Source organism: Beijerinckia indica subsp. indica ATCC 9039 (assembly GCF_000019845.1).
Classification (GTDB): domain Bacteria; phylum Pseudomonadota; class Alphaproteobacteria; order Rhizobiales; family Beijerinckiaceae; genus Beijerinckia; species Beijerinckia indica.
This window is the reverse complement of sequence record NC_010581.1, coordinates 3462169-3482334: the sequence shown is the minus strand read 5'-3', so window position 1 is coordinate 3482334 and position 20166 is coordinate 3462169. Positions and strand designations below refer to the sequence as shown.

Here is a 20166-nt window from a genome sequence, read left to right as displayed (position 1 = left end):
GTGGATACTAGGAACGATGCTGTCGCTGTTTTATGCCCGATGGGCTCTTCAAAGCTGATGAGATGAGCGGGTCTTCAACCATTTTTCGATCAATGTATCGACCGAGAAAAGGCCTGCCCCGGCCGCTGCGAGCGACAAAAGCCCACCGGCTATGCTGATGTTCTTGTAGAAATGCAGCATATTATCATAGCGAACCATGCCCTCCATCGTCCAGAAGTTATGGCCGATCAGTCCCGTGGCGATCGTGTAAACCGCGAGGATCAAGGCCAGCGGACGCGTTAGCACGCCGAAGACGATGGCCAGTCCCACCCCCAGCTCCGTTATGATGGCGATCGAGGCCGCAAGAGGGGGAAAGGGGGCACCTGTGTGGAGCATGTATGCGACAGTGCCATTAAAGTCGTTTATCTTGCTCCAACCCATAAGCACAAAAAGCAAAGCGAGAAGGATACGGCCTGTCAGCAAAAGCATGTTCTGCGCGAATGTCGGGAAAGTGTACATATCGATGACTCTAGTTTCACCGCTGTTCGCGGCAAGGAAGTGAAGAAGGAGGACGTCGGCCTCAAGGGTCCGTCCACAGGTGCAAGATAGACGTCTACCAATGAATAAAATAGAGAAATAATCGAAAGAGACTATTTCCAAATTTTTACCATCGCGCAATGGCGCTCAAAAAGCGTCTGCTCTTTTTGGGAGTCGCCGCAACGATGTCTGCAGACAGACACTATCCCCTCACTTTGAACGCGGGAAATATCTCAAAATAGGCGAATAAGAGGAAGAGCCTGGAACGAAGGGGCCGATCTTGGGTGGGCGGGTATGAGGACGACACGGGCAGGCAGTGGCCGACGGCGTTTCGCGCCTAGCGGCGGTTATGTCTTCCATCCTGGCGAAACAGAGAGGCGGAGGCTATTGCTCCCCGGGTTCAGTGGATACACAGGGATCTTGGCAGACAATTGCATATCTCCCGATCATCCGGACCCAGCAGCCATGGATATTTGAGGCGATCATAAAGACGGCAGCATCGCTCATGAATCCGAATGGACGAGCGATGCTGCAGGGTCGAAATCATTACAGAACGACGACTCTCGTTCCCACAGGCACACGTTGAAACAGATCAATGACATCGGCATTCATCATCCGGATACAGCCGGAGGAGACTGCCTTGCCGATTGTATCCGGCTCATTGGTGCCGTGAATGCGAAACAAGGTATCCCGCTCGCCCTGGTAGAGGTAGAGTGCCCGCGCGCCCAAGGGGTTTTCCACGCCGCCTTCCATGGAAGTGGGCAGATCCGGGCGCCGTTTCAGCATTTCCTTCGGGGGAATCCACCGCGGCCATTCGGCTTTGCGGCCGACCCGCGCTGTGCCCTTCCAGGCGAAACCTTCGCGTCCTACGCCAATACCGTAGCGAATAGCCATGCCGTCCGGCTGAATATAGTAGAGCTGGCGCGATTTCGTGTCGATGACAATGGTGCCGGGGCCTTCCTCGGTCGGATTGGGAACCAGCGCCGCGGTCCTTTGCGAGGAACGGACATTGAGATCGTAATCATTCCGTTCATAGCCGTCGGGCGTTCGGGAATAGGCACCGCGTGGATAAGCGGCCGGAGGCCGGCTGTCATAAAGATCGTCCGGCGGCTGGATCTGGTCATCATCGGATTCGACGCTGGGAAAAGGCGGGCGCGCGCGTTGATAGCCGGAATAATAAGGCCATTGAGCGAAAGCAGGCATGGCGGTCGCGGTAAGACCGGCGAGAAAAACCAAGGAGCCGACGAGGGGAACGATTTTCTTAGGCATCGAGGCAATCCGATAGAAGCAGGCGCTAAAAGTAAAGGTAAAACCAAGGTGAGGTGGGTTCTCTTGAAAGATGTTTCAAAACCATGCCTCAAAATGGAAGAAACTATAGTGCAGGCAAGAACCCTGGCCAAGCAGGAGCGATGCCGATCTTGTCACTGGACGTGATGAGAAACGGTTGGCGTTCTCCTTTTCAAATGTTTGTGTCTTCAATGCGATGGGCTGAAGTCCTCATTGGCGCGGCCAGGAAAAATCAGAGGCTTGTCCGGGCTTTGGCGTCGGTTCGGCGTCAATCCTGCCCTTGATCAGAAACTGTTCGGCGCTGTTTCCGCTGACCACTGGTTTTGTATCCGGCTGGGCAAGGAGACCTCCGTGACTCAAGACGGGGCCGGTCAGGGATTGGAGCGGGCCGATCGCCGGCTTGGCTGGTGGCGGGGCGGGCAGCGCTGCGTTCGGCGCGAGGCCATTCGGTGCCGGTGTTCCTGAGGATGCATCGGAAGGCTCACCTGTAATGGTTTGCGGCGGCTCGACGCTTGGGGCTTCATTTGTTGGGGCTGCTGCGGGATTGGTTTTTTCCTCGTAGGCGCGGCGGATCTCCCCCTCCACAAAATGCGCGAGCTTGCGGGCCCCAGCCTCGGTAAAATAAAGGCCCTCGGAGGTCCGAAGCCGTGTGATCTGTCCGTCGATGCCGGGGCCGAAAGCGCGATAGTCGCCTTTCTCGTCCGCGAAAGCCTCCCAGACATCGACAAAGATCGCACCTGCTTTGCCGGCCATATCCTCGTAAAGCGTATTGAAGGCGCTGAAATCGACGGCCAGCTTGTCGCTCTTGACGATCGGCAGGCCGACCCAGAGCAGGGGAACATGATGGGCGTGGAAGGCTTCCGCCATGGACTCGATGCGGCGACCATAGGCCTCTTGCCAGGGCTCTGAGAGAAGGTCATAGGTTTTGTCGTCTTCGGATAAGGACTGCCTGTCATTGCTGCCGATCAGAATAACGGCATAATCGATCTTCTGGCTTGCAGCGCCGTCTTTTGTTTCTAGCTCGCTGGCCGTCAGCAGATCCTGCGCCGCCTGCTGCCAATTGTAGAAATCCTCACGGACGAGGCCCGTGCTATCGCGCGTCTTGCGTAAAATCGCTATGTCTGGGCGATCGGCGAGCGCTTCGGCAAGACCCTGGGCCAGTGCCTGGCCTAGACCATCGCCGACCACCGCCACGCGATAGCGCACGGGCACCGAAGGTTTGGGGGGCGATGGTGCCGTGGCGATGGGCCGGGGATGCACCGGCCGTGGTTTCGGTGTTTCGATGGAACGCGTATCGAGGTGATGCGGCTTGCGCGGAGCATGTCGCGGCATCGGCTGCGGTTGCGGCGCGAACAAGTTTTGGAACCAGTCAAAGGGATTGTTTTGCGCGAATGTTGGTGGCGCGTTTGTGACAAGGAGCAAGAGTGTCGTCACGATGATTGGAAACAGCCTGCGCTTTAAATGCGCAAGCCATGGGGCCGCCGAGAAAAAGAGATCGATCAAGGCCAAGTTTCACCGTGGCAAGTTTCACCGTGGATCGTGTGGCAGCTGAATCGATGCTTTAGAATTTGGCTCAAGTTGCGCAAGAAAAGCAGCCACGTAAAATACAGCCTCACCCCTACAAGGGGATCACCCTTTTAGGATAAATCTGACGCGATTATAAAGGCTTATAGTATCGCTCAGGCCTTCTTATGATGAGGCTGTCGATAGAGCAAAATTAAGGCGTCTCCGGGGCTGGGGTCGGGGCCGGCCCCATAATGGCCGGCTGCAGAATTTTATCGATAATATGCAATATGCCGTTCTTCTCGGGGAGATCGGCGAAGGAAATCGTCGATCTGCCGCCGCGCGCATCGACGAGGATCAAGCGGCGTCCGTCTTCCGTGATTATCAGATCCTCGCCTTGCAGTGTTTTCAAGCGGGTTTGTCCGTGCTCCCGGCGCAGAGCCGCGAGCAGGCCCTCGACTGAAAATTTGCCGGCTACCATATGATAGCGCAAGAGCGCCGCCAGCGTTTCGCGGTTCTCCGGCTGCATCCAGCTCTCGAGCTGCCCCTTGGGCAGATGTGTGAAAGCTTCGTTGGTCGGTGCAAACAGCGTAAAGGGACCGGGTTCTTGCAGGAGCGCGGCGAGATCAGCAGCATTGATGGCGGCCACGAAGGTCGTGTGGCTACGAGCCTCGCTCAGATTTTCGAGGAAGGTTTTGGTAAAGGAAAAGGCCGTGCCCTCGACATGCGTGGCGAGGTCAGCCTTGGCCGGCATCGTAAGGGCAAGTGCGAGAAAGAAGCAAAGCAGGGCAGGAGCCCGCGATGGCCTGAGAGAATATCGCATGGATCGTCGTAGGCTTGTATCGTCAAAGCATTGTCGTGAGGACGACGAGCAGGCAGAAGGCTGCGAGCAAGAGGGCGCGCAGAATCTGGCCCATGGACGGAGCAATGGGCGAAACAAGAATGGATCCGGCTTGGCGCGGGGCGTGTATCGGCATGAGGCTCATAAGGATTTCCTCCTTGCTGACGAGAACCCTCGCAACCTGCCGCGGGGCGCGGTGATTGAGGAAGAAAGGATTCGATGTCAAAGAACTAACCTTGACTTATTGATGAACCATTAACCTTAACTGAGCCTTGCCACGCGCGCGGCCAGCCGAGCGCTCAATCTCTTTCGAAAGACCATGGCGCGCGTTCGATGTATGGATCAAAGACAAGCCAGAGTGGCTCTGCTATGATATCGCCATAGAGTCGCCATGATCGGAGGAAGGCGAGAAACGAATTTGCTGACGAGGTTCGTGGTAGCGCTATATATTGACAAATGCGGAATGCGCGCGAAATCGCGCCATAGCTTGGGGGCACGCGGTGCAAGAAGATAAAAGGCCGGGGTGTTTCGACGAAATGACCCTGGCGGATGGCAAAATTCGCCCCGTCTATGAAAAGATTGCGCATTGGCTCGCCACGACCCCGCCCTCGCTGCTTGCGGCGCGCCGCACGCAAGCCGAGCTCTTGTTCCGCCGCATCGGCATTACCTTCGCGGTCTATGGCGACAAAGATGCGAGCGAGCGTCTGATCCCCTTCGACATTATTCCGCGTCTGCTCGGACGGGGCGAATGGGCAAGGCTCGAGACCGGACTCGTCCAAAGGGTCAAGGCGCTTAACATGTTTCTGGCCGATATTTATGGGCCGCAGGAAATTCTCAAGGCGGGCCGTGTCCCGGCCGATCTCATCCATGGTAATCCGCAGTTCCGGCCAGAAATGGTCGGCTGCAAGGTGCCGCATAATCTCTTCGTGCATATTGCGGGCATTGATCTCGTGCGCATTGGCGAAGATGATTTCTATGTGCTCGAGGATAATGTCCGCACACCCTCCGGCGTCTCCTATATGTTGGAGAACCGCGAGGTCATGATGCGTCTCGTCCCCGATCTTTTCGACGAGCACAGGGTCGCGCCCGTCGAGAATTATCCGGATATGCTTTTGTCCTCGCTGCGTTCCGTCGCGCCGGTGAATGTGGGCCGCGAGCCGGTGATCGCCGTGCTGACCCCCGGGCGGTTCAATTCCGCCTATTACGAACATTCCTTCCTCGCCGATAAACTCGGCGTCGAACTTTGCGAGGGGCGCGATCTCCTGGTCGAAGACGATATCGTCTACATGCGCACGACTGAGGGAGCGAAACGCGTCGATGTTCTTTACCGCCGCATCGATGATGATTTCCTTGATCCTGATGCTTTCCGAGCGGATTCGATGATCGGCGTTCCGGGGCTCATGCGGGCCTATCTTGCTGGCAATGTTACGCTCGCCAATGCGGTCGGCACGGGCGTCGCCGACGACAAGGCGATCTATACTTATATGCCGGAGATCATCGACTTCTATCTCGGCGAGACAGCCATTCTCAAAAATGTGCCGACCTGGCGGTGCCGCGAACCCGACGCCTATGCCTATGTCCGCGAACATCTCCATGAACTTGTCGTCAAGGAGGTCAATGGTTCCGGCGGTTATGGTATGCTTGTCGGCCCGCATGCGAGCCATGCGGAGCGTGAGACCTTTGCGATCAAGCTGGCCCAAAATCCAGAAAATTTCATCGCTCAGCCGACATTGGCGCTTTCCACCTGCCCGACCTTTTTTGAAAGCGGTGTCGCGCCACGCCATGTTGATCTGCGGCCCTTCGTTCTTTCTGGATCGAACGGTGTCAGGGTGGTGCCGGGCGGCCTCACCCGTGTCGCGCTCAAGGAAAATTCACTGGTCGTCAATTCGAGCCAGGGCGGCGGCACCAAGGATACATGGATCATCGAGGAAACAGCGGCGGCGCTCGGTACACGCGGCCAGATGCAATCACAGTCACAATCCTAGTATCCACCCTCATTGAAGCGCGACTCGTCGTGGTTCAATGAGGGCAAGTGGATACGGTTTAAAAAGTGACGTATCGAGAATCTGCGATCCTCGATACTAACGCATCAGATGGGTCCCAAAAGTGGTTTTCACTTTTGGGACCCATCTGATGCGTTTTCAAAAAAGAGAGTATCGGACAAGATTCACTTTGAACGTCTGATGCTCTCGTTGCGATGTCGAAAGAGTCTCCTTCCGCGTCACAATTCCGCATGATGTAAACGCATTGTTTTGTAAACAGGTCACCAAGGCACGCCATGCTTTCCCGGACGGCTGATAATCTCTTCTGGCTTGCCCGCTATGTCGAGCGGGCTGATTTTCTCGCCCGCGTCATCGACGCGACGCAAAGGTTGAGCGCCTTGCCGACGACTTATGTCAGTACCGGCACCGAATGGGAAAGTGCGCTCGAATCCTCCGGCGCGGCGGAAGGGTTTCGCGCCAAATATGAGACGATCGAGGCGGCGCGCGTCGTTGATTATCTCACTTTCTCGGCGGATAATCCGTCCTCGATCCGGAATTGTCTTGAATTTGCCAGAGCCAATGCCCGTTCCGTGCGAACCGCTTTGACACATGAGACCTGGGAAGCCATCAATGGGGCTTGGATCGAACTGAAACGGTTCGAGGGCACCAATCTCGCCAAGGGCCATTACGATCGCGAGGAACTCTCCATATTCCTCGATTTCGTGAAAAAGACCTCACTCGATTATGACGGCACCGCCTATCGCACCATGCTGCGCAATGATGCCTATTGGTTCTCGCGGCTTGGTTTGTATATCGAACGTGCCGACAATACGGCGCGTATTCTCGACGTCAAATATCACGTGCTGCTGCCAGAGGATGAGGAAGTCGGCGGCTCGCTCGATTATTTCCAATGGGCAGGCATTTTGCGCGCGGTGTCAGCACTCACGGCATATCATTGGGTTTATCGTGAGACGATCAAGCCCTGGCGCATCGCTGATTTGTTGATCCTCAAGAAGGAAATGCCGCGCTCTTTGATTTCTTGCTATGACAATATCTGTCATTTCCTCGATCAGATTTCTAGCGCCTATGGCCATAATGGGGCGGCCCAAAGGCAGGCGCATCTCGTGATGGAACGGCTATCGAAAGCGACGACCAAAGAGATTTTCCAGATGGGTCTGCATGAATTCATCACGGCTTTCGTCGAAGATAATAGTCTTCTTGGTCAGACGATCAGCGAGCAATATTTGTTCAATTAGAACATTGGCCGAAAAGCTAAGATCAAGGGTCGCGGATCGTGACCCATGGCCCCTTCCTTGTGTCTTCGCTTTTTCAGTGTGAGCGACAATTCAAGAGTGGCCCATCAGCGAGCGCGTTCTTTCTCTATTCTCGCATCGGTGACGCAGAGACCCATCACGGCGAAGGGCCTATAAGCTCTGAAACAGGGCTTATAGGCTGTTCGGTGAGCGATTGAACGCGGTGTTCTGTTGCAGCACGGCCTGGAAGGCATAGGAGCGCAATGGCCGCGAAAATTGACAGCCAAGGCCGCGCGTTCGGGCCAAAGCGCGCATGTCGTCTTCCAGCGTCAGGCGTGGTGTGACGGAGAACCAGGAAAGCCATTGGCGTAACGCCGCACCGAACCAGGAGGGCAGGCCCGCCTGATCACCGAAATCGACGACATGCAGCGAGCCGTTTTCGGTGAGGACGGAACAAGCACTGGCAAGCACGTCGCGCCAAGGCGGGATCATCGATAAAGCATAGGAGATGAACACCCGGTCGAAACGGGCGACACCGAAGAGGTGCAAGGGATCGAAGGCTGTGGCATCGGCCTGCGCGACCTCGATGCGCGAGGAGAATCCAGCCCGCCGGATCGATTGACGCGCCGAGACCAGCATCTCCTCGGAGACATCGAGGCCATAGCAGCGCGTATGCGGGAACATGCGCGCCGCCTTGATGAGATTGCGACCGGTGCCGCAGCCGATCTCCAGGATCGTGCCTTGATCGGGGGGAGCGAGACCGGCGATCATGCCGTCGCGGCCAAGAAGGTAGAATTTGCGGCTGGCGTCATAAATGTGACGCTGATGGCGATACATGCGATCCATCAGCGTCGCGGCTTCGGTCATGGCCATGCTGCTATGCTTTGCGTCGATAAAGATGGAAGCCGCCATAGATCGAGGATCTGTCGCGCGCGCCGAGGCTGCGGCAGAGCGTTTCATCATAATCGAAGGCGTCGAGGATTGAAGCCGGCACGCGGCCAGGCAGCAAGCGTTCATCCGCCGCGGTACGGAAGATGATGCGCGCGCCGGGGCGCGCGGTGCGCAGGATCTCGCCCCAGAGGGCGGTCAGATCCTCATCATTCATCCAATCCTGCGCATCGAGCAGCACATAACAGTCGAGGTTTTGCGCGGGGCGGGTGCGGAGAAAAACGGTCATCGATTCATGGCGAACATCGACGCGGTCAACACGTGTGTGCAATGCGTCGAAAGAGTCCGGCATCAGATACGGCGGCAGGCAGGCCTGCTTGATGGCCTGCGCCTTTGGCGGATAGCTGCGCGCAAAGGCCTGCCAGGCGAAATAATTGCTCTCAAGGTCGAAGTCACAGGTGAGCCGGCGTAGCCTTTCCTTCACGACATCTGCCATGCTGCCGCCGGGAAGATCACCCGACAAGGCTTTGTATTGGGATGGCGGGATACCGAGACCATAGAGCGAGGCTGGCTGTCGCAACAGCCAGCGAATGAAGGTTTTTTCAAACAAAGGCGCGAACAGGGTGTCGAACAATTCGCGCTGTTCATTGCGATCCTTTGCCGTCACGATTTTGCGTGGATCGCAGCCATAGAGCCGCGCGAGCCTGTGCGCGCCGCCGATAAAACAGCCGAGCAGGCCATGGCGGTAGAAATTATCGGTGAAATTATCGATGCGCTTCCGCCCCATGGGGCCGCGGCTATCCCAATAGGCTCTGGATTCGAGATCGAGATAAGGCCGGATCTTCTCGCGATAGGCAGTGGCATTGGCGCTTTTGTCCGCCTCTCCAAAAAAGGCGAAAAAGGCCGCGTGGTCCGGCAGATGCGCGAGGCCCGCAAGCTTCAGCCTGTTCAAGGCGATATGCGCGCCGTTGAGATCGACGGCGGTGATCTTGCGAGGATTAGCGGTCAGATAGGAGAGGACGTTGCAGCCGCCCGAGGCAATGGTGACGATATGATCGTCGGGGCGGATCGCCAGGGCTTCCATGTCGACCTGAGGGTCTTCCCAGATCTGCGGATAGACGAGTCCCCGGAAGACGAAAGTAAACAAATGCTCGAGCAGGCCGCCGCGCGAGAGAGTTTTGCTGCGGTGAACGGCCGTGCGAAGCCCGAGGGTTGTAGTCCGGCGAAGCGCATGGGGCGATGACGTCACAGGATTTCCGTATGTTCGATCATGATCGCCCCGGGTTAAGCGAACCACGTGACAAAAGCGTGACTGAAAAAGCGGAAAAAGCCAATCATGGCGAAATTGGCTGATCTTGGCCTTTACAGGCTGTGACTTTCGGGCAGTCTCGCTTTTAAGGAAGATCATCGTAGGCTTAAAATAATATTAACTAATATGCTGCAATGCACAAATATAGTGTTGTATGGATTTATAACACAATACATTGCCCTTTTATCATCATAGAGTGCTGTCAAAAGCCGCCTCCGCCCGAATGGTTGGGTCATTCCACATTCCAGATGGAGGCTTATTTTTGAGGAAACTTGTCATTTCTGCGGTATTTCTATTCACGGCTGCGAATATAGCTTACGCGGAAGGCTTGCACGGGAAAGCGTCTTATTATCATGCGCGTGGGGCTGTCGGCTGCGCGCATCGCACGTTGCCCTTCGGCACGCATGTGCGCGTCACCAATCTCGCCAATCAACGTGCGACGACGCTCGTGGTCAATGACCGGGGGCCCTATATCAAGGGGCGCGTGATCGATGTCTCGGTGAATGCTGCCGAGGCGCTCGGTTTCCGACATGCGGGCCTGGCGCCGGTCAAGGTCGATGTCCTGCCGAATTGAAGCAGTAACTAGTGAGATCACCGAAAACTCTATGGGGGAGCGCGCGGTGCCTGAGAGCCGTAGCCTCCCAAACGTCCGGTTTCGAGACCGCCTCTTTAGACTCGCATCGGCATCAAGACATAAAGAGCCGAGGCACCGTCGCGGTCGAGCACCAATGTCGGCGAACCGGGATCGGCGAATTTGAACAGGGCTGTATCGCTGTCGAGTTGTGCGGCAATGTCCAGCAGATAACGGGCGTTGAAACCGATGTCGATCGGTGCGGCATCATAATCGACTTCCAATTCCTCGACCGCCGAACCGGAATCCGGATTGGTGACGGAGAGCGTGAGCTTGCCCTCGGCGAGGGCGAGTTTCACCGCCCGTCCGCGTTCGGAGGAAATGGTGGAGACACGATCGACGGCATCTTGGAAGGGGCCGCGGTCCACGGTCAGGAATTTGTCATTGCCCGAGGGAATGACCCGCGCATAATCGGGGAACGTGCCATCAATGAGCTTTGAGGTCAGGACCACTTCGCCGAAAGTGAAGCGGATCTTGGTCGGCGACACTTCGAGCTTGACCTCCTGGGCCTGATCCTCGACGAGTTTCTGGACCTCGGCGACGGTTTTGCGGGGAATGATGATCCCCGGCATGCCGGAGGCGCCCTGCGGCGCGGGGATTTCGACCCGCGCCAGCCGATGCCCGTCGGTTGCGACAGCGCGCAGCATCACATGCCCTTCGACTTCCGTCGTATGCATGAAAATGCCGTTGAGATAATAGCGTGTCTCCTCGCTCGAAATCGCGAATTGAGTTTTGTCGATCAGCCGTTTGAGATCGCCCGCCTTGAGCGTGAAGGTCTGTTCGAACGTGCCAGCCGCAAGATCGGGAAAATCGCTTTCCGGCAGCGATTGCAGCGTGAAGCGCGAGCGCCCGGAGCGCAATTGCAGGGGGCCGGCCTCGGTCGTTTCCAGGGAGATCTGCGAGCCATCGGGCAATTTGCGCACGATGTCATAAAGAATATGGGCCGGCAAAGTGGTGCCGCCCTGCGTGCCCGTCTCAGCCGTGAGCCGCTCGGTCACTTCGAGATCGAGATCGGTCGCCTTCAGGAGCAGTCCGTCGCCGTCCGAATGAAGCAACACGTTGGAGAGGATCGGGATCGTATTGCGGCGCTCCACCACGCGATGCACATGGCCGAGCGCTTTCAACAGGGCCGCCCGTTCGAGAGTGACTTTCATCGTGGCCCCTTTAATCTTTAATAATGTGTGGTGATCATGGCGACATTACACCCGCCGGGGGCGCGACTTTGCCGTGGTGGCAGAGAAATCGCAAGAGCCGTTGCGTGGTTCCGCCCCCGTTTTTCCCAAGTTAACTGGCCTTTAATCAGCCATATTGAAATCTGACATCCGATGGTTCGGTGACGGAGCCGAAATCGAGATCCTTTCGCAGGCCGCATGACGAAAAGCGAGAAAGACCCCCAGCAGCGGTCGAAAAAGGCCCGGCGTCGCTCGCCCTTATGGCGGATTTTTTCGGCTTTTTGCGCCCTGGCGATCTGGGCCGGCGTCCTGGGCATCGGTATTATCGGTTATTATACCCTGAAAATGCCGCCGATCGATCAGCTTAGTGTGCCCAAACGTCCACCTAATATCGCTATTTTGAGCGAGACGGGGACCTTGATCGCTAATCGGGGCGACACGGGCGGGGCGACGATTCGCCTGGCCGATCTGCCACCCTATTTGCCGCGCGCCTTCGTTGCGATCGAAGATCGTCGTTTCTATCAACATTCCGGCATTGATCCGCTTGGTATTATACGCGCATTGTTCCGCAATGTCGCGGGCGGCGGGGCGATGCAAGGCGGCTCTACCTTGACACAGCAACTCGCCAAAAATCTGTTCCTGACCCAGGAAAGGACCATGGCGCGCAAGATCCAGGAGGTGATCCTGGCCGTCTGGCTCGAGCATAAATACAGCAAGGACCAATTGCTGGAACTTTATCTCAACCGCGTCTATTTCGGTTCCGGCGCCTATGGCGTCGAGGCGGCGGCGGAGAAATATTTCGGCCATCCGGCGAAGCTTGTCACCCTGCCGGAGGCGGCCATGCTGGCCGGGCTGATGAAGGCGCCAACCAAGCTCGCCCCAACGCATAATCCGCGCGGCGCGGCGGAGCGGGCCGCGCAAGTCGTCGCCGCCATGCGCGAGGAAGGGTTCATCACCGAATCGATGGCGCAACTCGCCCTCTTGCATCCGGCGCAGGTGCAGCGCAGCCAGGGGGCGGGCTCGTTCAATTATGCCGCCGATTATGCGATGGACCTGCTCGACGAGACGATTGGCACGATCGATCAGGATATTCTCGTGACGACGAGTATTAGCCTGCCTCTGCAGGCCGCCGCCGAAAAAGCCCTGACGGAGGAGCTTGACCGCAAAGGCGCGCGCTATGGGGTGGCGCAGGGCGCCATGGTCGCGCTCGCGCCCGATGGCGCGATCAAGGCTTTGGTTGGTGGCCGCAATTATGCCGAAAGCCAGTTCGATCGAGCAGCTTCCGCGCATCGTCAGCCGGGTTCATCCTTCAAGCCCTTCGTCTATCTCGCCGCGATGGAAGCAGGTCTGACGCCGGATACTGTCCGCGATGACGCGCCGATCAATATCAAGGGCTGGCAACCGGAAAATTATTCCCATGCCTATCAGGGGCCTGTCACCCTGACGCGGGCTTTGTCGCAATCTCTCAATACAGTGGCGGCACGGCTCGGGAATGAGGTCGGTCCCAAGGCGGTGATCCGTTTGGCGCATCGGCTCGGCATTGAATCGGACCTGCAAGCCAATGCCTCGCTGGCGCTCGGCACATCGGAAGTCACGCCGCTCGAAATCACCAGTGCCTATGTGCCCTTTGCCAATGGCGGCATTGGCGTGCAGCCGCATATCATTCTCAAGGTCAAGACCGCGAGCGGCCAATTACTCTACCAGCGCAAGGGCAGGAGCAATGGTCGGGTGATCGATGAGGCCTCCCTGTCTATGATGAACCGAATGATGCAGGAAACCCTGATCAGCGGCACGGCGCATGGGACAAGCGTGCCGGGCTGGCAGGCGGCGGGCAAGACCGGCACGAGCCAGGATTGGCGCGATGCCTGGTTCATCGGCTATACGAGCCATATGATTGCGGGGGTTTGGCTCGGCAATGACGATAATTCGCCGACGCGCAAGGCCTCGGGAGGCACATTGCCAGTGGAAATCTGGTCCCGTTTCATGAAGATCGCACATCAGAACCAGCCGCCGCAGCCGCTGCCCGGTGGCGTATGGCAAAGCCCGGCGATGCCACAAGTTCTGGCTCCCAATTCGGCTCCTCCGGGTGAGGCGGGGCTTGGCGCGCCGATTGCGGTTGGAGCAGCGCCGCCGGTCTCCGAGGCGCAAGACTCCGCGCCGCGCGCTCAAGCGCCGACTGCCTATGGGGCGCCAGCCGCGTCTTCTTCTTCCTCCTCATCCTCATGGGCTCCCGAGAATGACCTCAATGGAATGCTGCCGCCGGCGGCCATTCCGAACACTCAGGGGAATGCAGCCCGAGGAAGAGGGCGCCAGCCGCCGCAAACCGAACGTGGCCTGTTCGAAAGTCTGTTCGGCGGATGATCGTCTCCAGACAGCATCCTCATGCGATTATCGTTATGGGCGTGTCGGGCTCTGGCAAATCGACGCTCGGCACGCTTCTGGCGCAGGCCCTGCACGTTCCCTATCTCGAGGGGGATGATTTTCATTCGGCTGAGAACAAAGCCAAAATGGCTTCCGGCCATCCGCTCGATGACGCCGACCGTTGGCCCTGGCTTGATCATCTCGGCCAGACGCTTGGGCAGGAAGCCCGCGCCGCGGGCGCCGCAATTGCCTCCTGCTCAGCTTTGAAACATGCCTACCGGCAAAGGCTGGCGCAGGCAGCGCAACTGCCGTTGCAGATTGTGTTTCTCGATGGCGATCCCGCGATTTTGAGTCAGCGTATGCAGGCACGGCATCATTTCATGCCGGCAAGCCTGCTCGCCAGTCAATGCGCCACTCTGGAGCCGCCGGCACCCGGGGAACAGGCCTTGACTCTATCGATCGAGGAGCCTCCCGAGAAGCTTGTGGCGCAGGCTGTTGCCTGGTTGCAGGCGCTCGACGGCTGAATGGATCGGTGAAGGGACGCCAAGAAAACCGCGCCCGCTTTCGCGTTCTTCAGCCCATTCTTGTCCTGGCAAGAGGAACGGCACTTCTTCTGCGCGTTCGCCTCTCACGCGGAAAGAATTTTTCCAGCAATGATTGATCCCTCTCATCGAGGGATTGGTGTGCTCGAGAAGAATGGCGCGCAGGATATATAGGGCGATTATATGAAAGGATGTCCCTTTCATCACTCTTCATCCCCGATGATGATCGAGCCTTACCCCGCTTGGGGGAAGAAACATCATCCCTTTCGTCCGGTCAGGACGATGATGGAGCTTTGATCAGATACACCCTATCGACCCGCAAACCGATGCCGATCCAGAGACGGTTCAGGCGCCGTGCCTATCTTCATTATCCAGGCGAAACGATGAAACACGAGTGATCTGGGCGGTATGATCACCAGGCACAGGGATGCAAACGACGTTTCCAGCGCTGGCCGGGAGGAAGCTGCGAGGCATCATTCTGGCGGGAACGCCATGAGCGCGTCTTGCGGCAGGGCTCCAGGCTGATCGTATCTTCTGCATGGATCTCTCGCTGTGGCGTGGGAGCCGGCACATTGAGGGGTTTCTTACCGTGCAGAGGAGACTGCGGCGTCGCCGATCTCGGCTTCCTGGAAGGGGTAGGGGAGGCCGTAACAATCGGGGTCGCGGGGATGAAGGCCTTGTCTCCCTCCTCGATGTCTTCCGCCTCAATGAAAAGCCCTTTTGGACTGCGTTCTTCAGCGGCGGTCTGAAAATGGGGAGCCGGGGATTGTGTCCTGCGCCGGGTCTGTCTCGGGCGGGGTTCCGGCTCTATGACGGGCTCCGGGCTCGGAATGTCGACGAGACTGGGAAGAATCCGTGGCCCGGTGGCTGCCTTACCCCAAATCGCGTCAAAGGCCAGTTCTGGCGTCTTCTCGGAAAGGGGTTTCTCGTCCTTCGCCGGGAGCGTGAAGAAGTGTGAAAGGGGAGCGGCAGCTGCAGGTTGTGGCTGACCGGTCTGCAGAAAGGCGGGAATATGAAAATCATCGGCAGGATTGAGCTCGGACACAGAATAATCTGCGGCCCGCATGTCTGTTCTGGTCGGCTCCGAGACGGATAATTTCTCCGGGCGGCGCCGCCGTTTAACTTCTACAACGAAAGGTTTGTTTTGGCGTTTCATTGATGTTCCGAAAGGATGCAAGATGCTTGAAACCTTTGCCTTTTTCGAGAAACGCGCCCATCGCGTTCAAATAAGGCAAGGCCGTTTATTTAAATCAGGGGGAAGAGCATGGGTCTGTGGATCGAATTCGACGATCATACTCCCTAGCTTTGAAAATACAGTCCGATTGCTCAAAAGTCGTATTTGCTTTTGAGTCTGACACGCTCAGTTGATCCTTCAAGATCTGTAAAGTCATGACTGGATTTTCAAAGATGTGCCAAATCCGACATAATAATTTGAGAACCGCTATGGCAAACCAACAGCTGCCCTTGGCTGTTCTTTGCGGCCAAGTTGGATCATTGATTTCGGCGGTTTCTCTACCGAATCAGCTACATTCTTAATGTAGCGAATAATTCCTGGATCGAATAGCGGAATTTACTTGAATCGTGCCTCGTTTTACGAGCATAGCCAGCTTCAGACAAGGTTGGAAGAAAAGGACGTCTTGAAATGTCCAATGCCGTCGCCGATCCGCTCGACGTGTGGTGCCTGAGATCATTTCGTGATGATCATTTCAATGATCAATATGCCGTCTGAACTCTAGATACAGGATAAACGCATAAATGTGTCAATAAAAGTTAAATGCTCATTCGGAAAGAGCATTTTCGGAAAAGCACTCTTCACATTACCGGAGCGGAACGACGCATGCCAACCAGCTATAAGGTCTTCCTTCGCCTCGGCGTGAAGGGTAAGAAAATCTCACTTTACGGCGATAGCCACTTGATTATAGGAGCTTTTTTTCGAGGCCCCAATCAACAAGCCGACGTATCTTAGAGCTCGTACAGGACCACTTGTCCAGGGCCTTTGGCCAAACTCACCGTCCCAAGGTGATCGAGAAAATATCCATCACGTTACCGTGAGGCTTATGCCTCGAATGGGCCTGTTTGCTTTTCCATCCCTCAAATAAGCGCTGATCCTCGATTTCCAAGATCAGCGCCTTTATTCATTTTAATTGAGTAAAGCAGAGCTTTATTCTTTGGCTTATGGTTCAGCCAGCGGTCGCCAAAGCGCTTTTCGCCTGCTCAACGATCGCCTTGAAAGCTTCCGGCTGGCTGATGGCCAGTTCCGACAGAACCTTGCGATCGATTTCGACGCCCGCTTTGGCGAGGCCATCGATGAAGCGCGAATAGGTCAGGCCCAGTTCACGCACGGCGGCGTTGAGACGCTGAATCCAAAGCGCGCGAAACACGCGCTTCTTAACACGCCGGTCGCGGGTCGCATATTGCATGGACCGATCGACGGCGGCCTTGGCGGCGCGAATGGTATTTTTACGGCGGCCATAGAACCCTGTGGCGGCCTCGAGGGTCTTTTTATGTTTGGCGTGCGAAGTGACGCCACGCTTGACGCGTGCCATGAGAAATCTCTCTCAAATCGGGAAGGAAAAGCGGGGTGATAAGGCTTAGCCGTTCGGCAAGAAAAACCGGATGATTTTGTCGCCGTCGCTTTTGAACATCACATTGGTGCCGCGCAGATTGCGAATCTGCTTGTTGGTCCGTTTGATCATCCCATGGCGCTTGCCGGATTGGGCATAGATGACCTTGCCAGTCGCGGTGATTTTGAACCGCTTCTTGGCTCCCGATTTGGTTTTCAGCTTGGGCATTTGCTCGTCTCCTGGCGGTTTCCCGCCTTGTTGTTGATCGAGTGGATTTCATCCACTCCCGTCCGTTGCCGGACGAGCGAAAAACCGCCACGGCAGCCCTTACAGCCGGTCGGTTTGGTCGAGCTTATAAGACCCATCTGGGGGAGAAGGCAACCGTTTGCTCGCCTTAATGACCAGTTTATGACGTCATAATCTTCTAATGGCTGTGATCGGGCCATAGCTTTTTTCGAGAATGCGCGCGCGCGCCTTTGCGAGCGGTTCGCTCACGACCTGCATGTGATGGCCGTTGGCATGCAGTAATTCGGTCGCATCGCGCATGATGCCGACATGGCCTTTCCAGAAGATCAGGTCCCCACGCCGCAAGAAGGATGGGGACAGGGGACCAAGAGGATCATCGAGATCGAGCTGCGTGCCGAGATTTTGTTGTTGAAGATCCGTATCGCGGGGCGCGGCCACGCCGGTTTGCGCCAGAGCGAGTTGCACGAGCCCCGAACAATCGATGCCGAGGCTCGACTTGCCACCCCAAAGATAGGGCACATGCAAAAGCCGCTCGGCCACTGCGACGAAATCCTCCTCATGTTGCGCTTGCGGAACGAGATGTGCCGCAAACACAAAGCCAGCGGTTGCGAGCGCCAGGAAAGCGCCACGCTCACCGGAGACCACGACCCGAGCGCCGAGCGGCAATGCTCCGATCGGTGGATGTTTCATATCCGGTTCCGGATAGATAAAGGTGCGGTTCACACAGACTCGATGCGTTGGCGCGATGGTCCCTTCGGCGAGGGCAGTCATGGCGAGATAGCCGACATAGGAATCGTCCCCAAGCTGCACCCAGCCCCAGCCTTCGCGGTCTTCATAAAGCGTGACCTTCTCGCCATGGAGAGCGTGTGTCTCGATCGGGCTGTCTGGCCTCGGTGCGCGATGCAAGGCGGCCAGGCCTGCACCGATTCGCATCGGGCGGCCGGGGGCGAAAGTGTCCGCCGTGACGCGACCACGCAAATATTCGGCTGCGAGGTCGGTGCGCGCCGGTGTCAGACGGGGATCGAACTGGTGCATGGCGCCGTCACTCTCAGGGTGTCGGATCTTTGGCGTTTTCATCCGCGAAAGGGCCCGGCTCGGGCGGCTGAGGCGGAACATTCTGAAGCGCTTCGGTCAAGGATGGGGAGCTGAGGGAGAAACGCTCCTCGATCAGACTGAACAAAAGCCTTCCGACCTGAATCTCGGCGCCTTCTGGATGCCCCGGCTTGGCGGAAGGCGTCCAGGCGTAGAGGTCGAAATGGACCCAGGCCTTGGCCTTTTCGACGAAACGCTGGAGAAACAAGGCGGCGGTGATCGACCCGGCGAAGGAGCCGCTGGAGACATTGTTGAGATCGGCGACCTTGCTGTCGAGCAATTTGGCATAGGGAGGCCATAAAGGCAGGCGCCAGACCGGATCGGCGAGCGCTGTCCCATGCGCGGTGATGGCGTCAGCCAGGGCATCGTCCCCGGTATAGAAAGGGGGTAGGTCCGGGCCGAGCGCGACCCGCGCGGCGCCGGTCAGAGTAGCGAAATCAATCAGAAGATCGGGAGCTTCCTCGTCGGCCAGCGCCAGGGCGTCAGCCAGGACCAAGCGCCCTTCCGCATCCGTATTGCCGATCTCGATCGTCAGACCCTTGCGGCTCGGATAGATGTCTCCAGGACGGAAGGCATTGCCGGAAATGGCATTTTCCACGGCCGGAATGAGCACACGCAAGCGGATCGGCAGTTGCGCGTCCATGATCATGGCGGCCAGCGCCAAAGCCGTCGCCGCGCCTCCCATATCCTTTTTCATGAGCAGCATGGCGGAGCCGGGCTTGATATCGAGGCCGCCGGAATCAAAACAGACGCCCTTGCCGACAAGGGTCACCTTGGGTGCATCGGTGGGACCCCAGGCGAAATCGATGAGGCGTGGCGCTTTGTCGGAGGCGCGCCCGACGGCATGGATCAAAGGGAAATTGGTCTGCAGCAATTTTTCGCCGCGAATGATCGAGGATTTGGCCTTGTATCGGGTGGCCAATTGCAGAGCAGCTTCCTCGAGAGAATCAGGGCCAAGATCATTGGCTGGCGTGTTGATCAGGTCACGCCCGAGTGTCACAGCTTCGGCGATCCGTTCGACGCGGTCTGCATCGACGCCTTCCGGCGCGCAGAGTTCGGGCAGTTCGGCCCCTTGCGATTTGTATCGCGTGAACCGGTAGCTCGAAAGCAGCCAGGAAAGGGCGGCGAGGTCCGGCGTGTGCGGCGCATTGGCGAAACGATAGAGGCCCGCGGGCAGGAGAGAGACGAGCCGTCCGGGCAAAAACGGATCGGCTGTTGCCGCCGCCTTATTCTCCAGGCCGAACAGGACCCCTTCAAAAGCACCGGATGGTCCCGGATAGACGAGGCTGCGGCCGGCATGCGGCTCAAAGCCGCTCGCTTGGGCGAAGAGGCTCACATAAGGCGGCAAGGTCTCGCGGATTTGCGGCCAAGTCTCTGCGGTCACGAACCAGATGGGAAGCGCCTTGTCGGTGGCCTGACGCCGCAATGACATGGTCGAACTCCTTGAAGCATGGGAGCATCAAACCAAAAGCGAATCCCGCTTGAGATCCATTTTCGATTTGACACGGTAAGAGCGAAGGTCGTGAGGCACGGCCGTGGATCATTCTCGAATGTTCGCCATGCTTTTGAAAAGGCAAAAATCCGAGAATGAAATCGAGGGTTCACCTTGCGGCTCCGCAGCAGGAATGCCGAGGACGCCAGCCAGGCCGATCAGCCCATCGGATGGGATTTCGGTTAAGCAAGATCCAGGCGGAATGGATTTGTCGGAGCGATATCGGCAATCCCGATGTGTCCGAAAAGCGACCGGAGCGCATCTTATATCGTTCTCTATGTTCTCTGATCCAGAAGAGGCGTTCTTTTCGGTTGCGGGGCCAGGCGCGGAAGGGGCGTGCGACATCATGGTGTCATGTCAGAGACTCATACCTGCGTTAAGCAAATTTTGACAAGTTTGCTTCGATTTACAATTCTCAGCAGTATTGATTTTGTTTTGAAAAAGACGAAATCAGGCGGGGCTTTTGCAACGCAGGACTGTTGCAGTG

General features: G+C 57.2%; 18 protein-coding genes. 5 read left to right on the top strand and 13 right to left on the bottom strand.

Features of this window, described 5'->3' with window-relative positions; translation table 11 throughout:
- Positions 1-48: 48 nt before the first annotated feature.
- The 5 genes from BIND_RS15485 to BIND_RS21665 all read right to left on the bottom strand — a co-directional run bounded on the left by BIND_RS15485 (position 49) and on the right by BIND_RS21665 (position 4292).
- The gene (locus BIND_RS15485) at positions 49-657 is read right to left on the bottom strand and encodes a DoxX family protein (RefSeq protein ID WP_244395904.1); all 609 of its coding nucleotides are present in this window, start codon (positions 655-657) and stop codon (positions 49-51) included.
- Positions 658-1062: 405 nt separating this feature from the next.
- Positions 1063-1785, bottom strand: a complete 723-nt coding sequence (locus BIND_RS20825) for a L,D-transpeptidase (protein WP_012385967.1) — start codon at positions 1783-1785, stop codon at positions 1063-1065.
- 228 nt (positions 1786-2013) lie between these two features.
- On the bottom strand, positions 2014-3306 hold the full coding sequence (locus BIND_RS20260) for an SGNH/GDSL hydrolase family protein (protein ID WP_148210667.1): 1293 nt from the start codon (positions 3304-3306) through the stop codon (positions 2014-2016).
- 214 nt (positions 3307-3520) lie between these two features.
- Entirely contained in the window at positions 3521-4129 is a 609-nt protein-coding gene (locus BIND_RS15470) for a fasciclin domain-containing protein (RefSeq protein ID WP_050764047.1), read from the bottom strand.
- Between the two features lie 22 nt (positions 4130-4151).
- A complete protein-coding gene (locus tag BIND_RS21665) occupies positions 4152-4292 on the bottom strand; it encodes a hypothetical protein (RefSeq protein ID WP_012385964.1) in 141 nt (46 codons plus the stop codon).
- Positions 4293-4683: 391 nt separating this feature from the next.
- On the opposite strand from BIND_RS21665, the gene BIND_RS15460 reads away from it, so the two are divergent.
- Together BIND_RS15460 and BIND_RS15455 are read left to right on the top strand one after the other, a co-directional pair.
- Positions 4684-6132, top strand: a complete 1449-nt coding sequence (locus tag BIND_RS15460) for a circularly permuted type 2 ATP-grasp protein (RefSeq protein ID WP_012385963.1) — start codon at positions 4684-4686, stop codon at positions 6130-6132.
- A gap of 293 nt (positions 6133-6425) precedes the next feature.
- On the top strand, positions 6426-7385 hold the full coding sequence (locus tag BIND_RS15455) for an alpha-E domain-containing protein (protein ID WP_012385962.1): 960 nt from the start codon (positions 6426-6428) through the stop codon (positions 7383-7385).
- Positions 7386-7574: 189 nt separating this feature from the next.
- Here the strand turns inward: BIND_RS15455 and BIND_RS15450 are convergent, their stop codons facing one another.
- Positions 7575-8249 carry a class I SAM-dependent methyltransferase gene (locus tag BIND_RS15450; RefSeq protein ID WP_012385961.1) on the bottom strand — a complete coding sequence of 225 codons (675 nt, stop codon included), beginning with the start codon at positions 8247-8249 and terminating at the stop codon, positions 7575-7577.
- Between the two features lie 10 nt (positions 8250-8259).
- On the bottom strand, positions 8260-9519 hold the full coding sequence (locus BIND_RS15445; protein ID WP_012385960.1) for a BtaA family protein: 1260 nt from the start codon (positions 9517-9519) through the stop codon (positions 8260-8262).
- A 388-nt stretch (positions 9520-9907) separates the two neighbouring features.
- Here BIND_RS15445 and BIND_RS15440 point away from each other — a divergent pair, with 388 nt between their 5' ends.
- Positions 9908-10153: a septal ring lytic transglycosylase RlpA family protein gene (locus tag BIND_RS15440; protein ID WP_341872306.1), complete on the top strand. Its 246-nt coding sequence runs from the start codon at positions 9908-9910 to the stop codon at positions 10151-10153.
- 95 nt (positions 10154-10248) lie between these two features.
- Here the strand turns inward: BIND_RS15440 and dnaN are convergent, their stop codons facing one another.
- A complete protein-coding gene (gene dnaN, locus BIND_RS15435) occupies positions 10249-11364 on the bottom strand; it encodes a DNA polymerase III subunit beta (RefSeq protein WP_012385958.1) in 1116 nt (371 codons plus the stop codon).
- A gap of 216 nt (positions 11365-11580) precedes the next feature.
- On the opposite strand from dnaN, the gene BIND_RS15430 reads away from it, so the two are divergent.
- Positions 11581-13743, top strand: coding sequence for a transglycosylase domain-containing protein (locus BIND_RS15430; RefSeq protein WP_012385957.1), 2163 nt, complete (start codon positions 11581-11583; stop codon positions 13741-13743).
- Positions 13740-14267 (top strand): gluconokinase, encoded by a 528-nt coding sequence (locus BIND_RS15425; protein ID WP_012385956.1) that lies wholly within the window; start codon positions 13740-13742, stop codon positions 14265-14267. The genes BIND_RS15430 and BIND_RS15425 overlap by 4 nt, the downstream gene beginning before the upstream one ends.
- Before the next feature lie 430 nt (positions 14268-14697).
- On the opposite strand, the gene BIND_RS15420 is transcribed toward BIND_RS15425, so the two are convergent.
- From BIND_RS15420 to BIND_RS15395, 5 genes are all read right to left on the bottom strand, one after another.
- Positions 14698-15441, bottom strand: a complete 744-nt coding sequence (locus BIND_RS15420; protein ID WP_012385955.1) for a hypothetical protein — start codon at positions 15439-15441, stop codon at positions 14698-14700.
- Positions 15442-16465: 1024 nt separating this feature from the next.
- Entirely contained in the window at positions 16466-16831 is a 366-nt protein-coding gene (rplT, locus tag BIND_RS15410) for a 50S ribosomal protein L20 (RefSeq protein WP_012385954.1), read from the bottom strand.
- A 45-nt stretch (positions 16832-16876) separates the two neighbouring features.
- Positions 16877-17077: a 50S ribosomal protein L35 gene (rpmI, locus tag BIND_RS15405; RefSeq protein WP_012385953.1), complete on the bottom strand. Its 201-nt coding sequence runs from the start codon at positions 17075-17077 to the stop codon at positions 16877-16879.
- A gap of 186 nt (positions 17078-17263) precedes the next feature.
- The gene (locus tag BIND_RS15400; RefSeq protein WP_012385952.1) at positions 17264-18130 is read right to left on the bottom strand and encodes a C40 family peptidase; all 867 of its coding nucleotides are present in this window, start codon (positions 18128-18130) and stop codon (positions 17264-17266) included.
- Positions 18131-18143: 13 nt separating this feature from the next.
- Positions 18144-19619 carry a leucyl aminopeptidase family protein gene (locus tag BIND_RS15395; RefSeq protein ID WP_012385951.1) on the bottom strand — a complete coding sequence of 492 codons (1476 nt, stop codon included), beginning with the start codon at positions 19617-19619 and terminating at the stop codon, positions 18144-18146.
- Between the last annotated feature and the right edge of the window lie 547 nt (positions 19620-20166).